Genomic DNA, 16,112 nt, shown 5'->3' with positions numbered 1-16,112 from the left:
ATCAAGATTCACAAGAGTTTACACTTGAATCAGTATCAAAAGTATCTACAAATCAAATTCAACTTAAACTAAAAATATCATGCGACGGGGCTTACCGTGTTTATGATGATTTCACAGAAGAGAATATTACGCAAAATAAAGATGGCTCATACACTATAATTGTTTCACTTCCAGAGGGTGAATGGCTCTATAACTACCTTTTTTCCTTTGGTACAACTCTTGAAGTTATCGAGCCTAAAAGTGTACGCAAGGAAGTTACTAGTCGTCTAGAGAGTATGGCAAATAAATATCATTCCAAAACTTGACGTGATGTCGTCAAGTTTACTTAATTATACTGAATAAATAAAACAAATTATTTTAAAGGAGGTATTTTTAATTATGGAAAATACTTTATCACTTGATATTAACAAAGAACTAGATGGTAAACGAGTACTTGTGACAGGCGGAACTAAAGGCATAGGTAGATCAATTGTTGATCGTTTGCTTAATGCAGGTGCGACAATAATAACAACTGCACGAACTATACCCAATGATTTACCAGATTCTATAGACTTCATCCAAGCAAATGTTAGCACACCAGAGGGTACTGAAAAAATTATTAAAGAAACTCTTGAAAAACTTGGAGGCTTGGATATTTTAATAAATAATGTAGGTGGTTCTTCATCCTCAACTGCTGGAGCATTAAGCTTAAGTGATGACGACTGGTTGCAAGCCTTTAACAAAAATCTTTTTTCAGCTGTACGTTTAGATCGTGGTTTTCTCCCATCTATGATTAAACAGCAGAAAGGTGTAATAATTCACATATCATCTATTCAGCGAAAGCTTCCTGGTATAATGACTATGTCGTACTCCGCTGCTAAAGCAGCTCTAACAAATTATAGCAAAAATCTAGCTACGCAGTTTGGTGTGGACGGAATACGCATAAATACAGTTGCCCCAGGCTTTACAGAAACAAAGGCTGCTGAGCGTCTTATTGAAAGAATGGCTCAAAATTCTGGAATTGACTATAATAGCGCACGTCAAGAATTAATGGATAACCTTGGTGGCATACCACTTGGTCGTCCGGCAAAACCTGAAGAAATCGCTGAACTTGTTGCTTTTCTTGTATCAGACAGAGCTTCCTACATTACCGGTAGTGAGCATATTATTGATGGCGGGATAATTAGAACTATATAACAATAAAGTATATCTATATAATTATTTTTAAATAATTTTGGAAATAGAGTTCATACTGTTTATAGGAAATTTGATAAAAATAAAATTGTTCTTTTAATCAATGGCCAAGAAATTGCACAAACTACATTAAATATTATAGGAGGCAAAACAATATGATTATAAATAATTTATTATTAAAATTAAGAAATAGAGATACTGACAACATCAAAAAAACACAAGAAATTCTTCTAAGTATGAGAGGAAAAATAGAAGTTCTAAAAGATATTCAAGCAGAAATAAATATTCGTCCTGGTGGAAGTAATTATGATATAATCCTAATTACAAAGTTTTCGACACTAGAAGATTTAGATAAATATCTCGCTCATCCTAAACACTTAGAAGTTGCTCAATTTATTGGAAGTGTCTTAGATACACAAGCATCCGTGTGTTATAAATTATAGATATCAACACAGCTACTTAGAGGCTTGTACAACAAAATACTACTTATTCTTAAAAATCATAATTAATATATTTAAAAAATATATTAAAAAACTTGCCACCATCTTAAACGAAATGGTGGCAAATTATTAGAAAATACCTATATCTTTTATTAAAATATGCTTTAAATGGCTTTATTGCTTGATAAGTTTAACTACAGTTTCAACATGAGGCGTGTGCTGAATAGTTTTATTAAATTATAACTTAGAATATTCTATTATATCTATTTGTCATTGGAAACAAACCAAACCTTAGATTTAAAATATCCTATCTTTACATAATGTATTTTAAAATAATAACGCATATCTTGTTGATGGGCGGAAGAATGGTGGAAAATTTCATTCTTCCACCCATCTCTTAAGTTAAGTAATATCAATACTTTAAATGTATCAAAGCTATAAACCTATTTAAAATATTAGTATAAGACTAAAAAAACAAATCACTTTAAATTTATTTTACATTTTAACACGCACCTATATCTTTTTTATATTTAGCTAACTTTCCAATTGCTGAAATAAGCTTTATTTTTATCTAAAAAGTTTTTATCAATTGTTATTTTAGTACCATCATCAACTTTGCTTGTATCTGATATTGGTACTGGGTTACATCCACCCTTAGTTTTTCCTACCATATTTGATGCGAATCTGTTACCGCAATTTTGGCATACTAATTCATCACCTTCTTGTACATAGTACCCTTTTCCTGAAGCGTAACATACCTGACAAGTATTTAATGCAGTTCTTATTGTACCATCTTTAGCCTTTAATGCTAAAACTTCCATCTTAATACCATCTGCTTCATATGGATAAAACTTTGCTGTAGTAGAAATTTCTGATTTATTAATTTCTATTCCTGGTACAATATCAGCTGTAGTTGCTTTTGAATCTGCGCTCTTGCTTTCTTTATTACTACTACTTGAATCACTACTCTTGCTTGAATTACTGCTAGTACTAGCTTCACTATTAGTATTTGCTGAACTTTCCTTGCTTGAAGATGAACATCCTACCATAGCAAATATACTAAGTAAAGCTATTCCCATAATAATTAATTTTTTTAACTTATTAGTCTGTTTCATTCCCGAAGGTTTTTGTTGATTTTTTAGTTCATTTTTTCCCATCTTAATTCCTCCATAATATAATTATTTACTTACTAAAATATTGTTCTCTTACTTTTTCTAAGTCTACACTATTTATGTCATCTACTACCTGGATAACCGTTAATACATTACTTGAATTTACTATTGCAAATTTACCTACTTTATCAAGTTTTACATCCATAGTAATTATTCCTTTGATAACATCAGCTGAAGTAATATTTTCCTTTGTATCACTATTTATTATTTTTAATTTCTCATCTGAAGTATCAAAGGCTCTTAAATCTAGTGATATCCTAGTATTCATTCCCTTGTTTGCAACTATGATAAGCGGTTCAAGTTCATAACCTATTCCTCTTATATCAATAGACTGGATATTATCTGAAACTGTAGTCTTTTTAATCAATCTGTCAGTTGATACTTGATTTAAATCATCACCGTAAATACTAGGAGGTCGTTCTTCTTGTATTGATTCATCTGATTTTGAGGTATCTACCATATCAAGATTATCTATCACTTTAATTGTTCCTTTGATCATTCCCATCCAACAACTAAAGTTAATATCTTTATCGCTTGGAGTAAATTCTATTATATTTTCTCCAGACTTTATAGTATTCTCTATATTTAGCGTTGGAATAGCAATCGCATTGTTACATGGATTTATTGAGTCACCTTTTATAACCCACTTTACTGGTACATCCTTCTTAACATAAAATTGATTTGGAGTGAATCCATTTCCATCTACTATCATAGTTATTTCTTGAATCCCATCTTTTAATACTGCTTTACCAATATCAGATTCAGATGAAGAACTTGAAACATAATCCTTCGTTAAATCCATAAAGCTTGGTATTCCTATTCCTGAAAGAGCAAGTCCTCTATTCCCCATAATAATCCCTAGGATTATCACTAAAAATCCACTCATTTTCAATATCTTTTTTGTATAACCTTTACTTAACAGTCCCGACAATGCACCAAAAGTCAACATTAATGGAACTGTTCCGAGTGAGAACAAAAACATTGATATTGCGCCTTTTACAGCACTTCCTGTGCCCAATGCATATAATTGCATTGTTTGTAGCGGTCCACATGGCATTAATCCATTTAAAAGACCTATTAAAAATGGAGCTGTTGGTTTATTTTTCACAGAACATGCAGACCAAGGCACTTTTAAATTTATTTTCCTAAACACACCAAAGCCAGCCATATTTAATCCTAAAATAATCATAAAAACACCTGCAAATATTTGCATTGCTGATTTAACAGCTAATGAAAGAGAGAGTACTGACCCTAATGCTCCTACAATACCTCCTATTGCTGTGTAGGCAATGACTCTACCAGAATTATATAGTATTGCAGGTCGTATTGCTTGAAATTTACTCACATCTTTTTTAGATATACTTTGTGAAAGCATAATTCCACCACACATTCCAACACAATGAATTGATGTAAGCATACCTATTATAAACAAAACAATATATGAAGCTCCATTAAGCTTAGCATTCATATCAAATCCGCCTGTAGTGCTTCCTAAAAATATTATTGCAGCTGCCACTATAAATATTCCGATAACCTTATAGCTATTAGAATTCTTAACACTATAACCTGCAACTTTAACACTTTCTTTTATCTTATCAATATCGCAAATTTCAGCATCATATTCAACTAGGACTTGTTCTTTACTGTAGCTAGCTTTAACACTAACTATCCCTTCTAACGCCTTTAATGATCTTTCTACTCTATTCTCACATGAATTACAAGTCATATCGTAGACTTTTATTTTTTCTTTCTTTATCTTCAAATTTACCTCCCTTTAGCATAAATCACAAACTTACATATTATCAGTTATATAATAATTATGAGATAATATCTTTAAGGCTCTATTTCTAGGAATTTCAATTCATATTAAGATATTTTATTTATCTAGTGACAACTCCATGTGCTAGATGACGTTGCTGTTTGATCTGAACTAATAGTTCCACTACTATTTATATAATAACCCTCAATTGTTGTATTGCGAGCCATAGTGCCATCTCCATTGAGATAATACCAGTTTCCATTATCTTTAATCCATCCGGTTTTCATATATCCATCAGAACCAAAATAGTACCATTGTCCGTCAATATTTTTCCAACTAGTAGAATAAGAACTACCTTGTGAATACCACCACCCATTGCTGCTTTCTTTCCATTCTGCCTGTGCAGCTACAGGAACTACTGCTAATAGTGTCAGCGATGCAACAAAGCTAGTCGTTAGTTTTTTGAATTTTTTCATTGTTATATCCTCCTTGCATTTTATATTTTGCCCATAACAATTCTTAGCAAATAGCTGTACTGTATAACAAACTAGTCTATCTGCAAAGCTATGCCAATTCAAATTATTATTTTACTTTATATATTACAACTTAATTATGTAGATTATATGAAGTTTTCCAATTTATATCAAATTAATTTTATGTTAATGGAATAGACAATTAAGATTATATTTATTAAATAAAACATAAAAAGTTTGGAATTTACTTGTAACTAATTATTAATTTAAATATCACAATTCTACTTGCAAGTGAATACCATTATATTAGCAAGGAGGTGCCTTCATAAATGAAATTTAAAAGAAATGACTACCATATCGATGTAGCTTCTTTATACAATAAATGTAAAAACTTCTTATATTATCATATTATCTTTATAATGAAAGATGGGAGTACATTTGATGGTATTGTCACAAGTGTAGAGGCAAACCGTATTATAGTGTTAGTTGGTAAAGATATAATTAAAACAGAATATAAAAATATTCCCAATGAACAACGACAATATGATGAAGATAATCATCGCTTTCAAAGATATAGACGCTTTGAACCCAAAGATGTACCACTTACTGATTTAACCGGATTATACCTACTCCCTTATATTTCACCACAATATGCTTATTATCCATATCATCCAGCATATCATCTAGACTATGCTTAATAATAAAAAAAAGAGTAATATTATTAGTTTATTAAGCTCATAAACTGCTAAACACTTATGCTGTTTATGGCTATAAATATTTCTCAAAAATTAAAGTAAGAGATAATAGGCGTTACTATGTCAAAATTAATTTATAAATTAAAGGAGCTATATTAAATTGATATGCCCCTTTAATTTTGTAATACAATTATCCCATTCCTAATATACTAACAAATAACAGCGTATTGGAATTCATATAGTTAACCTTGTACAAAATAAAATATAAAAATAGATACTGCTATTAAAGCAATTAAATAAAATATCACAGTTGCTAAACTTATTTTATTCTCTGTAAAAATATCACAATCTTCTTTAGTTCTCTTTGCTAACAATATATAGCTTACTATGCCAATAACAACTAGAATAAAGCTTAGCAAATGAGAAATTGAAAATGGTCCCCATACAACTGGATTTATTCTAAAGAACTCAACAATTCCTCTTATTATAGGAAACGCTATTAAATAAATAACAAATAACTCTCCTTCAAATTTTTTCTTATAACTTCTTCTCCATAAAATTATAAATAAGATATAATCTAAAATAAACTCGTATACTTGCACTGGATGTAGTATTTGTCCATTATAATTTATACCCCATGGCATTATATTAATCATAGCTTTACCAAATACATCGCAACCAACTCTTCCAATCCCTTGAGCTAATGCTATCCCCATAACTGCAATATCTGCGAGTTTAAAAAATGCAATCTTGCTTTTTATAGAATACACATACCCAGCAACTATGGCTGAAAAAATTCCTCCATGTATTGAGAGCCCACCTTCATCTATTTTAATAATTTCTCCTGGGTTGTTAAAATAGAATGATGGATTATAAAAGAGTATATAGAATAACCTAGCTCCTAAGACGCCTGATATTAGTACTATAATAATTAAGTTAAACATTATATCTTCATTTATTCCTCTTTTTTCTCCCTGTTTAATTGCAAATGCACCACCCGCAATTGCTGCTATTGCTATCATTAAACCGAAAAAATATATATGTATTGGTCCAATGCTAAAAAGTTCCTTCATAATATTAGTTCCTTTCCTTACTCAAAAAATTATTTATCCTCAATAGCTTTGAAAATAATTAGTTTATTTAGTAAATATAATAGCAATACAATATGTAGAATATATGAAGATTATTATATTTATTTTAAATTTAATATATTAAACCATATAATTTCATTATGTTAACATCTTAAAATATTTCTTTATCATATGTAATTTAAAATAGTATTGTGAAAAGCAAACAAAATCATATTAAGAATTGAAATAGGTATAAATTCCATCGGCTATCGCTCCAGAAATCTTATTTTGATAACTTATACTGTTAAGTAAAGACTCTTCACTTCTGTTACTAATATAACCCAACTCAATTAGTGCAGCTGGAGCAGTTACTTTTTTTAAAACAGAAAAGTTTCCCGGTTGCGCTCCTCTATCCTTAAGCTTCACATCATTTACAATTTCCTTTTGAATTAACTCTGCGATCTTCTTTCCTTCTATACTTACCTTATTATAATATGTTTCAGTACCTCTTACCTCTTCCATATGAAAAGTATTAAGGTGGATACTTATAAAAATGTCAGCTGAGGCTTCATTAGCTATAGCTGCTCGTGCTGCCAAATCTTTTTTATTATCAGAAGGCCAAGTAACTTTGTCACTTTCTCTAGTATAAACAACATTAAATCCTTTCTTTTCTAAAATAGCACCTAATTTTAAGGAAATTGATAAAGTAGCATTTTTCTCTATTGTTCCATTTACACCAACTGAACCTGCATCATACCCGCCATGTCCTGGATCAATAACAACTGTTTTAAGTTGCTTTGGATTTGCTTCTAATTTAATATTTTTAGTTAAATTATCTGACTTAGATTCATCAGTATTTTGCACAAAATTCGTAATATAATTTAAAAGATTATCATCCTTAATAACTATAATTAATACTGAAAAAATTGCTATTAAACTCATAAGCAATGTAATAAAAAATGGTCTTTTTAAATTCATGATAACATCTGCCCCTCACCATCATTTGTAAATTCTTTAAGAATATTTTTTCCTTTATTTTAAAAATAATTATCTTTTGTTATAAATGATAATCATAATCACATATTATAATGGAAATTTATGAAGATATGATGAAGATAATAGTTCTAGAAAATAAAAATACCGCAATAATGCGGTATTTCAGATTGTAGACAAAAAGCATTTTCTTCTAGCTAAGAAAATGCTTTTTGTTAATTTTAGGATATTATTTGTTAAGATTCTCATTATTAAGATGTTAAAAGTCCTATCGACGCGATAGCCATCGTTCCTTTTCCATAAATAACTTGCCATCTTTTTTAAATTCATGCATGCAAAAGTAAGCGTAACCTCCATTTTCATTTTGGCTAAGCCTCTTAGGTGTGTATATCTCATACTGTGCTTTTCCTTAGCATCGGCAAAAACTCTTTCTATTGTTTCTTTTCTACATTTGTAAACAGAGTTTACATACCTATCATGTCTAAGATGATTTGCTTCTTCAAGATAATCCTCCCAAACATGCCTAGTTACAAGCTTCTGATGATTTTTACTGTTTGTACATTTATTTATGTGCGGGCATTTTTGGCATTCACATGGATTAGATTTATATTCTCTATAGCCATCTCTATTGGTTGTACTATATTTTAATATTTTGTCATTCGGACAAATATAAATATCATTATATTCATCATAAACATACTCATACTTTTTGAAAAAACCATCCTTCGTCATCGGCCTTTTATATGGAAGTGTAGGTAAAATATTATCATCAAATAGTGTTTTGCATATGTACGGTGTTATATATCCCGCATCCATAGCTATTGCTAGAATGTCATTAATGCAGTACTTTTCTTTCAAACTTTTGTATAAATCAATAAATCCAACACTGTCATGTACATTTCCGGATGTAACATGAAAATCTAAAATATAGTTATTGTTATCACAGGCGGTATGAGCTAAGTATGCAAAACATTTTTCTTTCTCATTCTTATAAAACATACCACTATCTTTATCAGTAGTACTTTCCACAATTACCTTCGTGTCGGTTGATTTTTCAGTTTTTTTTAAAGGTTTCTTATCATGTTTTTCTCTATCTTCATCTATTTCTTTTTCTAATTGATTTTGATATTTTTTAGCTTCCGTTTCAATTTCCTTTTTAGTATATTTTCGCTTATTAGCACTAGCCTTTATATGAGTAGAATCTATGTATATTTCTGATAAATTTATAAAGCCATGCTTATCAGCTTCCTCCAATATTTTTGTAAAAATTACATTGAATAAATCAGTATCTTTAAATCTTCTTTCATAGTTTTTATTAAAAGTTGAAAAATGGGGTATCTTCTCATTAAACGAATATCCAATAAACCATCTATATGCTATGTTTACTTCAATTTCTCTTATCGTCTGCCTCATTGATGGAATGCCAAACAAATACTGAATCATAATAATTTTAATTAACACTACTGGATCAATGCTTGGCGCACCGAACGCAGAGTATAACTCTGCAACCTCATCATATATAAAGTTAAAATCTATGGCTTTATCAATTTTCCTAACTAAATGATTTTTAGGAACTAATGCATCTACACTATTAAATTCAATTTGAAATCTATTATCTACATCTTTTCTTGTCATCATTTTTATCACCCAATATAATTTTAATTGAAAAATTAAAAGCTGTCGACTTTGTCGACAGCCTGAAATACCGCAATAATGCGGTATTTTAAAATATTAACTCTCAAAACATAGACTTTTAAATTTATTATTTTACTCTTCTAGCTGTAATATAATCCGATCTATTAATTGACGATATTTTTACCACGTCCCCAGTTCTTGGTGAGTGAATATATGTGCCATTTCCAACATACATTCCCATATGAGTAGGATTACCACCCTCACCATAGAATATTAGATCTCCAGGCTGTAGTTCATCTTTTGAAACTTGATATCCATCATTTATTTGGTCGTAAGTTGTTCTTCCGATTTTTATTCCAAAATGAGCATATACATATTGAGTAAATCCTGAACAATCAAAACCTGTAGAAGGACTTGTCCCACCCCATAAATAAGGAGTTCCTAAGAAATTTGAAGCATATGCTATTATATTATTATCCGAAACTGGCGCAGCGCTTGTCCCTGATCCTCTTGAAGGTGTATATCTAGGTGCTTCACTTCTTATTTGACTCACTTGAGCTATAGTTTGGTTAACTAATTCCTGAGATTCATCTACCTTTGAAGCAAATAATCTCTCCTGAACTTTAGCTTCTTCAATAAGTGTCTTTTGAGATGCTATATCACTATTTAAGCTTGTTAGCTTGCTTTCATTTTCAGTCTTTAGCGCAAGTAGATCATCATACTTTTGCTCAAGAGTTACTTTTTTATCTTCTACTTCTTCCTTCTTTTCATTTAAGTCACTTATGACCTTTTTATCAAGGCTTATTATTTTTCTTATTGTTTCTACTTTTGTGACTAAATCACTAAAGCTTTCTGATTCTAGTATAATCTTAAAATAATCAGATTGCCCGTTTATATACATTGATCTTACTCTTTGATCTAAAACTTCTTGTTGAGCCTTTACTTCTTCTTCAACTCTTGAGATTTCCTTCTTATACTTTTCGATATCGTTTTCTGTTGAAGTTATGCTCTTTTTATTTTCGTCTATTTTCATCATATACGCTTCAATTTGGTTGTCTAGCCTTTCAATACTCAATTCAAGTTCTTGTCTTTTATCTTGCGCTTCCTTCAGTGAATTTTTATTTTCTTCCAATTGACTTTGTTGAGTTTGGCTTTGGCTAGATACTGGCGCGGCAATTGCCGAAACTTGAGTTGCTAGAGCTAATGCAACAGCAAACATAATTGTTCTAGATGTTCTTTTCATTATATCTCTCCTTTTTCATAGAGCAATACTTGATTCCTCGTTTGTAAAGTTATCTCATATTTTACACTAAAGTTGTGTAGAAATTATGAAGATTTCACATAAGAATATATTCCCATTAAAAAACACATAATTTCTTCATAATAAAAAGTTATAATATTGCAGAAATAATTTTTAATAATTTAGTTAAATAACTATACATAAAATAAATTAATATTGGAGGATTACTAATGATTCAGTTTGTAGATGTTACTAAAGTATATGATAATAACACACTAGCCCTGAAAAATGTAAATTTAACTATAGATAATGGTGACTTTGCTTTTTTAGTAGGTTCAAGCGGAGCTGGTAAATCAACAATTATAAAATTACTTTTTAAAGAAATCGATCCTACTAACGGTAAACTAATTTTAAATGGAACTGATGTAACCAATCTAAAGAAAAACCAAATACCTTTTTATAGAAGAAAAATAGGAGTAATATTTCAAGACTTTAAACTAATACCTACTCTTAATGTTTATGAAAATGTAGCTTTTGCGTTAAGAGTAACTGGTGCTAGTAGCAAAGATATAAGAAAGAAAGTGCCTACGGCTTTAGCACTTGTTAGTTTATCTAGTAAATTCAAGTCATTTCCAAATGAATTATCTGGAGGAGAGCAGCAAAGAGTCTCTATTGCTAGAGCTATAGTTAATAATCCTGCTCTATTAATTGCCGATGAACCAACTGGAAATCTTGATCCTGAAACTGCAATGGATATTATGGATACGCTTAATAACATTAACAAAACTGGTACAACTATCCTCATGGCTACACATGCTAAGGATATTGTAGATTCAATGAAAAAAAGAGTAATTGCCATTGAAAATGGAACTATAGTAAGGGATGAAATTAGGGGGAAATACGATTATGACAATTAATTCATTTAAATATTACATTAGCGAAGCATTTAAAAGTTTAAAAAGAAATGCAACGATAAGTTTAGCTTCTACAGTTACCGTTACTGCTACAATGCTTATTTTAGGCGTTTTCATAATATTGATGCAAAATGTAAATCTAGGAATGAGCGATGTAGAATCAAAAATACAAGTGCAAGTATTTCTAAAAGATGACATAAACAGCACCGATCAAGAAAATATTGAACAAAAATTAAACGAAATTTCTGGTGTTAAAAATATTGAATTTGAAGATAAATCTAAGGCCTTAGAGAAGTTTTCAGAGCAAGTGTCTAAAGATGATGAATCACTATTAGATAATTATGATGCTTCAAATAATCCATTACCTAATTCATATATTGTTACCTTAGAAACCCCTGAAACATCTCAGCAGGTAGTAAGTTCATTAGATGACATGGAAGGTGTAGAGTCTATTGGTAATGACAAAGATTTTACAGATAAAATTATTTCTATATCAAAAAGTGTAAAATGGATTGGAATTGCTTTATCTATAGTAATGGTATCAGTATCAGTATTTTTAATTAGTAATACTATAAAACTCGCAATATATTCAAGACGAAAAGAAATTGGAATAATGAAGTTTGTTGGAGCAACTGATTGGTTTATAAGATGGCCATTTATTATTGAAGGTGCTGTTATAGGTTTAATAGGAACTATTGGTGCAAATACTTTGCTATATTATCTTTATAAAACAGCCTTTATAAATATAAATGAGAGCTTACTTTTAGCAAACTTATTACCAACTTCTTATGTTACTCAAACGCTTCAATGGCAGCTCTTATTAGTTGGAATTCTTATTGGGGGCCTTGGAAGTTCGTGGTCTCTGTATAAATTCTTAAAAGTGTAAATACATAAAAAAATTTAATAAAAGTGTATTGAAATCTGACTATGTAAGAATTCAATACACTTTTCCTATTATAATTTTTATTTAAATATGCTAATTCAATTCTTATTATATAGATATAGTTATCTATAACTTATTCCATTTGGCTCTTTCCCAACCTGTATTGTTTTAATAACCTTATCTGTGATATTATCAATAACACTTACGGTTCCTTCATACATATTAGTCACATAAACATATTTATTATCAGGACTAACTACTACTCCATGAGCTCCCTTCCCAGTTTCTATCATTGCAACAACTTTTTTAGTTACCATATCTATCTTTGAAACAGTATTAGATGGTACTTCTTCTGTTCCTTGATTTGCCACAAAAGCATATTTGTTATCTGATTGAATATATACTTGAGCTGGTCCTACGCCTACTGGTACTTTTTCAACTTTTTCTGTAGCTAAATCAACTATTGCAAGAGCATTTTCCCCATTAACTGTTGCAACTAAAGTTTTATCATCACTTGTTATCGCTGTTGTAACAGGTGTGCTACCAACTGTAATCTTCTTAACTTCCTTATTATTTTCAATGTCAACAACACTAATAGTATCTTCACCCATATTTGCTACATATGCATATTTACTATCTTTTGAAATTCGGAATCCATGAGGACCTTTTCCAACACTAACAGTACTAACTACCTTATAATTTTTTGCATCAATTACAGATACATTATTGTCTTCATTATTAGTTACAAGTACATATTTCCCATCCTCTGTAAATACTATATGAGCTGGATGATTTCCTATTTCGACTTTTTTAATAAGCTTTCCTGTATCTGCATCATAAAACATAGCATAAGATTTGCTCTCCATATCCATATCCTTATCTTTACCTTTCATGTCCATGTTTTCATCTTCAGATTGATTTTCTTTCATTTCTGCTGCTAATGTATAGCCAACTACTTTTCCATCAGGTGAAACCTGTACATTATGTGGTGTTCCTTCTGCTTCTTTAATTGTATCTATAACCTCATTAGTTGTAGCATCTATTTTTGAAATGCTTCCACTCTCATTGGCAGTAAAATAGAAATGAGCTTTTTCTTCTGCATTCTTTTGAGTTTGATTTTGATTTTGTGTTTGATTATTAGATTTATTTTCTTTTACCGCATTACCACATCCTGTAAGTACAAGTGTTAAAACTGTAAAAGTTGTTATTAATTTTATAAGTTTATTTTTTAACATTTTTTTCATCCTTTCTCTTTGGTATGAATTTCTATATATATTATTATAATAATGTATTATGTAGAAAATACATTGAACAATAATAGTTATTAATAAATATAAACTTCACATGAATACTACTATATATTTATATAGTTCATTATTATAATTAATATTATACGATTGTCAGTATTTAACCAAATGTATTTTATACAAAAAATAAAGAGTAAACTTACATGATATAATAATTACTCATTATAAATTAGGTTATTTATCTTTACATACTAGCCATTTTTCTGCATTCCTCAGCACATCTGTGACAGTCTATAGCACATTGCTCACAATGAGTATCTCCAAATATTTGACATTCTGATGCACATCTATCGCAAACAGTAGCACACAATTGACAATGTTCTTTTATAAATTGCCCTTCCATTGCCATAAGTGAAGATCACATTTGGCACATTTGTGCACATTCAACAAGCATACTTATACAATTTTTTCTTGCACCTACATCTGGTTCATTTAAGCATGCTTTAAAGCATTCATAGCATGATTGTGCACACCTATTACATTCATCAATACAAGTTTGATATTTATTTTGAGTCATTACTGCCATACTCATTCTATTGTCCTCCTAAAAATAATTTAGAAGATATTTTTAAATATCTTCTAAATTATTTTTTGTAAATAGACAATTATTATGCAGTAACATTATTAGCAGTTAATTACTCACCTTTTCCATTTCTTTTACTTTTTTAAGAGCACTATATGCATTTACAAGTCCATATCCTGATGTTTGATCTCTACCTTCATACATTATATCTGTGGCTGTACTCTGTAAAATATCTTCTATTTGCTTTATAGATAAATCAGGTTTTTCAGCTTTAAGCATAGCTGCAATTCCCGATACTACTGGGGCTGACATGCTTGTTCCATCCCAAGCCTCATAACCGCCTGGGACTGTACTTAACATTTGTACACCTGGTGCTGCAACCTTTATAGAATTACCATAGTCAGAGAAATAAGCCTTTCTATAATTATAATTCATTGCAGCTACTGTAAATGCGCCATCACCAGCCGGGCTGAAATTATCGCTATTTTCATTATCATTGCCAGCAGCAGCTACTATAAATACACCTTTACTTTTTGCATATTCTATTGCCTTTGCAATTAATTCACTTTTAGCTTGGACTCCAAGGCTTAAATTAATTATATCTGCTCCACTATCTACAGCATATATAATTCCTTTAACTATATTGATAGTTTCTCCATATCCGCTTTCATCTAATACCTTTATTGGAAGGATCTTTACATCTAGATTTCCTGTTATACCTACCAAGCCTATTCCATTATTCCCTTGTGCTGAAATTATACCTGATATATGCGTTCCATGTCCATTGTAATCCATTGTATCATAATTATTATCTACAAAATTATAACCATTTTCTACATCAACCCTATTTGCCAAATCTGGATGCGTATAATCTACTCCTGTATCTAAAACTGCTACTTTAACTTCCTTTTTCTGATTTATTAGAGACCATGCCTTATCAGCTTCTGTATAGGGAATATACCATTCATATTTATAGCCTGGATCATTTACAGTAACATTATTATTTTGATTTATATCTTCTAATTTAAAATCTTCATTTACAGTAGTTCTATCTATTGGTTTAATTATTTCTATATTCTTAGGTTCCTCATCTCCTTGATTTTCTTCTATCTCTCGTATTGTATCCAAAATATCTTTCTCATTAATATTATGCATTACTATTATATATTCTCCGTTATACAACTTAACTATTCCAATATGTCTAACCAGCTTATTTGAATAAGTACTTGCTGTTGTTTGTGCTAAACTTTTAGCCGTATCAGATTTACTATTGTATATGGAATCACTTATATTATTTTTTATATATGCACTCGTTGCTATAAAACTTATTGAAAGTATTATCGATGTAGCTATTACACCTATAGTAAATTTTTTCACAGTAAAAACCTCCTTTAACTTTATCATTTATATTATTAAACCCTTAATTGTTTGAACGTAATAATAAATTAACTATCAATATAATTGAAAAGATGACTTCTGTGCATTACAGAAATCACCTTAAAGTAATATTATAATTTATACTTGAACATCAATGGTTCTTCCTAAATTACTATCAACAGCATTTTTACCAGAATCACTTTTATCAGCTGATGATACAGCGGAATCTTGGTGCATTCCTTGCATATTACAATCTGTTTTCATTTGATCTTTGTTAGATACTTCATTCATTTTAGACATGTCATGACTTGCTTTTTCCTTAGACATATTTCCATGAATATGATTTCTATTGTAGCCTATCTGTAAATTTGATATTGCTGAATTGTTACTTATTGCGTTCATAATAATTCCTCCTTATATATATGCATACGTATACGTTACATTTGTAATATACCATA

The 16,112-nt window shown here is 30.0% G+C and carries 16 protein-coding genes and 1 pseudogene (1 of these 17 only partly in view); 6 read left to right on the top strand and 11 right to left on the bottom strand.

What is annotated here, in order from left to right:
- From D2A34_RS26300 to D2A34_RS26290, 3 genes are all read left to right on the top strand, one after another.
- Positions 1-305, top strand: the 3' portion of a protein-coding gene (locus D2A34_RS26300) for a helix-turn-helix transcriptional regulator (RefSeq protein WP_119368344.1). It extends 610 nt beyond the left edge of the window; 305 of the gene's 915 nt are visible here — the last part of the coding sequence; the start codon falls outside the window, past its left edge; the stop codon is at positions 303-305.
- A gap of 73 nt (positions 306-378) precedes the next feature.
- A complete protein-coding gene (locus D2A34_RS26295) occupies positions 379-1,176 on the top strand; it encodes an SDR family oxidoreductase (protein WP_119368343.1) in 798 nt (265 codons plus the stop codon).
- Positions 1,177-1,328: 152 nt separating this feature from the next.
- Positions 1,329-1,616 carry a Dabb family protein gene (locus tag D2A34_RS26290; RefSeq protein WP_079441356.1) on the top strand — a complete coding sequence of 96 codons (288 nt, stop codon included), beginning with the start codon at positions 1,329-1,331 and terminating at the stop codon, positions 1,614-1,616.
- A 527-nt stretch (positions 1,617-2,143) separates the two neighbouring features.
- Here D2A34_RS26290 and D2A34_RS26285 read toward each other — a convergent pair.
- The 3 genes from D2A34_RS26285 to D2A34_RS26275 all read right to left on the bottom strand — a co-directional run bounded on the left by D2A34_RS26285 (position 2,144) and on the right by D2A34_RS26275 (position 5,020).
- Positions 2,144-2,770: a DUF2318 domain-containing protein gene (locus D2A34_RS26285; RefSeq protein WP_243128401.1), complete on the bottom strand. Its 627-nt coding sequence runs from the start codon at positions 2,768-2,770 to the stop codon at positions 2,144-2,146.
- A gap of 25 nt (positions 2,771-2,795) precedes the next feature.
- Positions 2,796-4,547 (bottom strand): urease accessory protein UreH domain-containing protein, encoded by a 1,752-nt coding sequence (locus D2A34_RS26280; RefSeq protein WP_119368342.1) that lies wholly within the window; start codon positions 4,545-4,547, stop codon positions 2,796-2,798.
- A 122-nt stretch (positions 4,548-4,669) separates the two neighbouring features.
- Positions 4,670-5,020 carry a hypothetical protein gene (locus tag D2A34_RS26275; protein ID WP_119368341.1) on the bottom strand — a complete coding sequence of 117 codons (351 nt, stop codon included), beginning with the start codon at positions 5,018-5,020 and terminating at the stop codon, positions 4,670-4,672.
- Positions 5,021-5,346: 326 nt separating this feature from the next.
- Here D2A34_RS26275 and D2A34_RS26270 point away from each other — a divergent pair, with 326 nt between their 5' ends.
- Positions 5,347-5,715: a hypothetical protein gene (locus D2A34_RS26270; RefSeq protein WP_119368340.1), complete on the top strand. Its 369-nt coding sequence runs from the start codon at positions 5,347-5,349 to the stop codon at positions 5,713-5,715.
- Between the two features lie 239 nt (positions 5,716-5,954).
- On the opposite strand, the gene lgt is transcribed toward D2A34_RS26270, so the two are convergent.
- The 4 genes from lgt to D2A34_RS26250 all read right to left on the bottom strand — a co-directional run bounded on the left by lgt (position 5,955) and on the right by D2A34_RS26250 (position 10,653).
- A complete protein-coding gene (gene lgt, locus D2A34_RS26265; RefSeq protein ID WP_119368339.1) occupies positions 5,955-6,785 on the bottom strand; it encodes a prolipoprotein diacylglyceryl transferase in 831 nt (276 codons plus the stop codon).
- A gap of 231 nt (positions 6,786-7,016) precedes the next feature.
- A complete protein-coding gene (locus tag D2A34_RS26260) occupies positions 7,017-7,760 on the bottom strand; it encodes an N-acetylmuramoyl-L-alanine amidase family protein (RefSeq protein WP_119368338.1) in 744 nt (247 codons plus the stop codon).
- A gap of 180 nt (positions 7,761-7,940) precedes the next feature.
- Positions 7,941-9,413 (bottom strand): IS1182 family transposase, encoded by a 1,473-nt coding sequence (locus D2A34_RS26255; protein ID WP_119368337.1) that lies wholly within the window; start codon positions 9,411-9,413, stop codon positions 7,941-7,943.
- Positions 9,414-9,537: 124 nt separating this feature from the next.
- Positions 9,538-10,653, bottom strand: coding sequence for a C40 family peptidase (locus D2A34_RS26250; RefSeq protein ID WP_119368336.1), 1,116 nt, complete (start codon positions 10,651-10,653; stop codon positions 9,538-9,540).
- A 227-nt stretch (positions 10,654-10,880) separates the two neighbouring features.
- Here D2A34_RS26250 and ftsE point away from each other — a divergent pair, with 227 nt between their 5' ends.
- Together ftsE and ftsX are read left to right on the top strand one after the other, a co-directional pair.
- Entirely contained in the window at positions 10,881-11,567 is a 687-nt protein-coding gene (ftsE, locus tag D2A34_RS26245; protein WP_119368335.1) for a cell division ATP-binding protein FtsE, read from the top strand.
- Positions 11,557-12,450, top strand: a complete 894-nt coding sequence (gene ftsX / locus D2A34_RS26240; RefSeq protein ID WP_119368334.1) for a permease-like cell division protein FtsX — start codon at positions 11,557-11,559, stop codon at positions 12,448-12,450. The genes ftsE and ftsX overlap by 11 nt, the downstream gene beginning before the upstream one ends.
- 119 nt (positions 12,451-12,569) lie before the next feature.
- On the opposite strand, the gene D2A34_RS26235 is transcribed toward ftsX, so the two are convergent.
- From D2A34_RS26235 to D2A34_RS26220, 4 genes and pseudogenes are all read right to left on the bottom strand, one after another.
- Positions 12,570-13,682, bottom strand: a complete 1,113-nt coding sequence (locus tag D2A34_RS26235; protein WP_119368333.1) for a YncE family protein — start codon at positions 13,680-13,682, stop codon at positions 12,570-12,572.
- Between the two features lie 256 nt (positions 13,683-13,938).
- Positions 13,939-14,286: pseudogene (locus tag D2A34_RS26230) on the bottom strand (four-helix bundle copper-binding protein).
- A gap of 99 nt (positions 14,287-14,385) precedes the next feature.
- Positions 14,386-15,654 (bottom strand): S8 family peptidase, encoded by a 1,269-nt coding sequence (locus tag D2A34_RS26225; RefSeq protein ID WP_243128400.1) that lies wholly within the window; start codon positions 15,652-15,654, stop codon positions 14,386-14,388.
- A gap of 138 nt (positions 15,655-15,792) precedes the next feature.
- Positions 15,793-16,056, bottom strand: coding sequence for a hypothetical protein (locus D2A34_RS26220; protein WP_119368331.1), 264 nt, complete (start codon positions 16,054-16,056; stop codon positions 15,793-15,795).
- Positions 16,057-16,112: the final 56 nt, after the last annotated feature.

This window comes from Clostridium chromiireducens (genome assembly GCF_003575225.1).
GTDB classification, from domain to species: Bacteria; Bacillota; Clostridia; order Clostridiales; family Clostridiaceae; genus Clostridium; species Clostridium chromiireducens.
The sequence above is the reverse complement of the archived record's forward strand: the minus strand, read 5'-3'. Positions and strand labels throughout refer to the sequence as shown.

Excerpts from the sequence above, each read along its gene's own strand:
- lgt (WP_119368339.1), bottom strand. The coding sequence starts at position 6,785 with ATGAAGGAACTTTTTAGCATTGGACCAATACATATATATTTTTTCGGT.
- D2A34_RS26285 (WP_243128401.1), bottom strand. The coding sequence starts at position 2,770 with ATGGGAAAAAATGAACTAAAAAATCAACAAAAACCTTCGGGAATGAAA.
- D2A34_RS26255 (WP_119368337.1), bottom strand. The coding sequence starts at position 9,413 with ATGATGACAAGAAAAGATGTAGATAATAGATTTCAAATTGAATTTAAT.
- D2A34_RS26290 (WP_079441356.1), top strand. The coding sequence starts at position 1,329 with ATGATTATAAATAATTTATTATTAAAATTAAGAAATAGAGATACTGAC.
- D2A34_RS26295 (WP_119368343.1), top strand. The coding sequence starts at position 379 with ATGGAAAATACTTTATCACTTGATATTAACAAAGAACTAGATGGTAAA.
- D2A34_RS26270 (WP_119368340.1), top strand. The coding sequence starts at position 5,347 with ATGAAATTTAAAAGAAATGACTACCATATCGATGTAGCTTCTTTATAC.
- D2A34_RS26260 (WP_119368338.1), bottom strand. The coding sequence starts at position 7,760 with ATGAATTTAAAAAGACCATTTTTTATTACATTGCTTATGAGTTTAATA.
- D2A34_RS26275 (WP_119368341.1), bottom strand. The coding sequence starts at position 5,020 with ATGAAAAAATTCAAAAAACTAACGACTAGCTTTGTTGCATCGCTGACA.
- ftsE (WP_119368335.1), top strand. The coding sequence starts at position 10,881 with ATGATTCAGTTTGTAGATGTTACTAAAGTATATGATAATAACACACTA.
- ftsX (WP_119368334.1), top strand. The coding sequence starts at position 11,557 with ATGACAATTAATTCATTTAAATATTACATTAGCGAAGCATTTAAAAGT.
- D2A34_RS26250 (WP_119368336.1), bottom strand. The coding sequence starts at position 10,653 with ATGAAAAGAACATCTAGAACAATTATGTTTGCTGTTGCATTAGCTCTA.
- D2A34_RS26220 (WP_119368331.1), bottom strand. The coding sequence starts at position 16,056 with ATGAACGCAATAAGTAACAATTCAGCAATATCAAATTTACAGATAGGC.
- D2A34_RS26235 (WP_119368333.1), bottom strand. The coding sequence starts at position 13,682 with ATGTTAAAAAATAAACTTATAAAATTAATAACAACTTTTACAGTTTTA.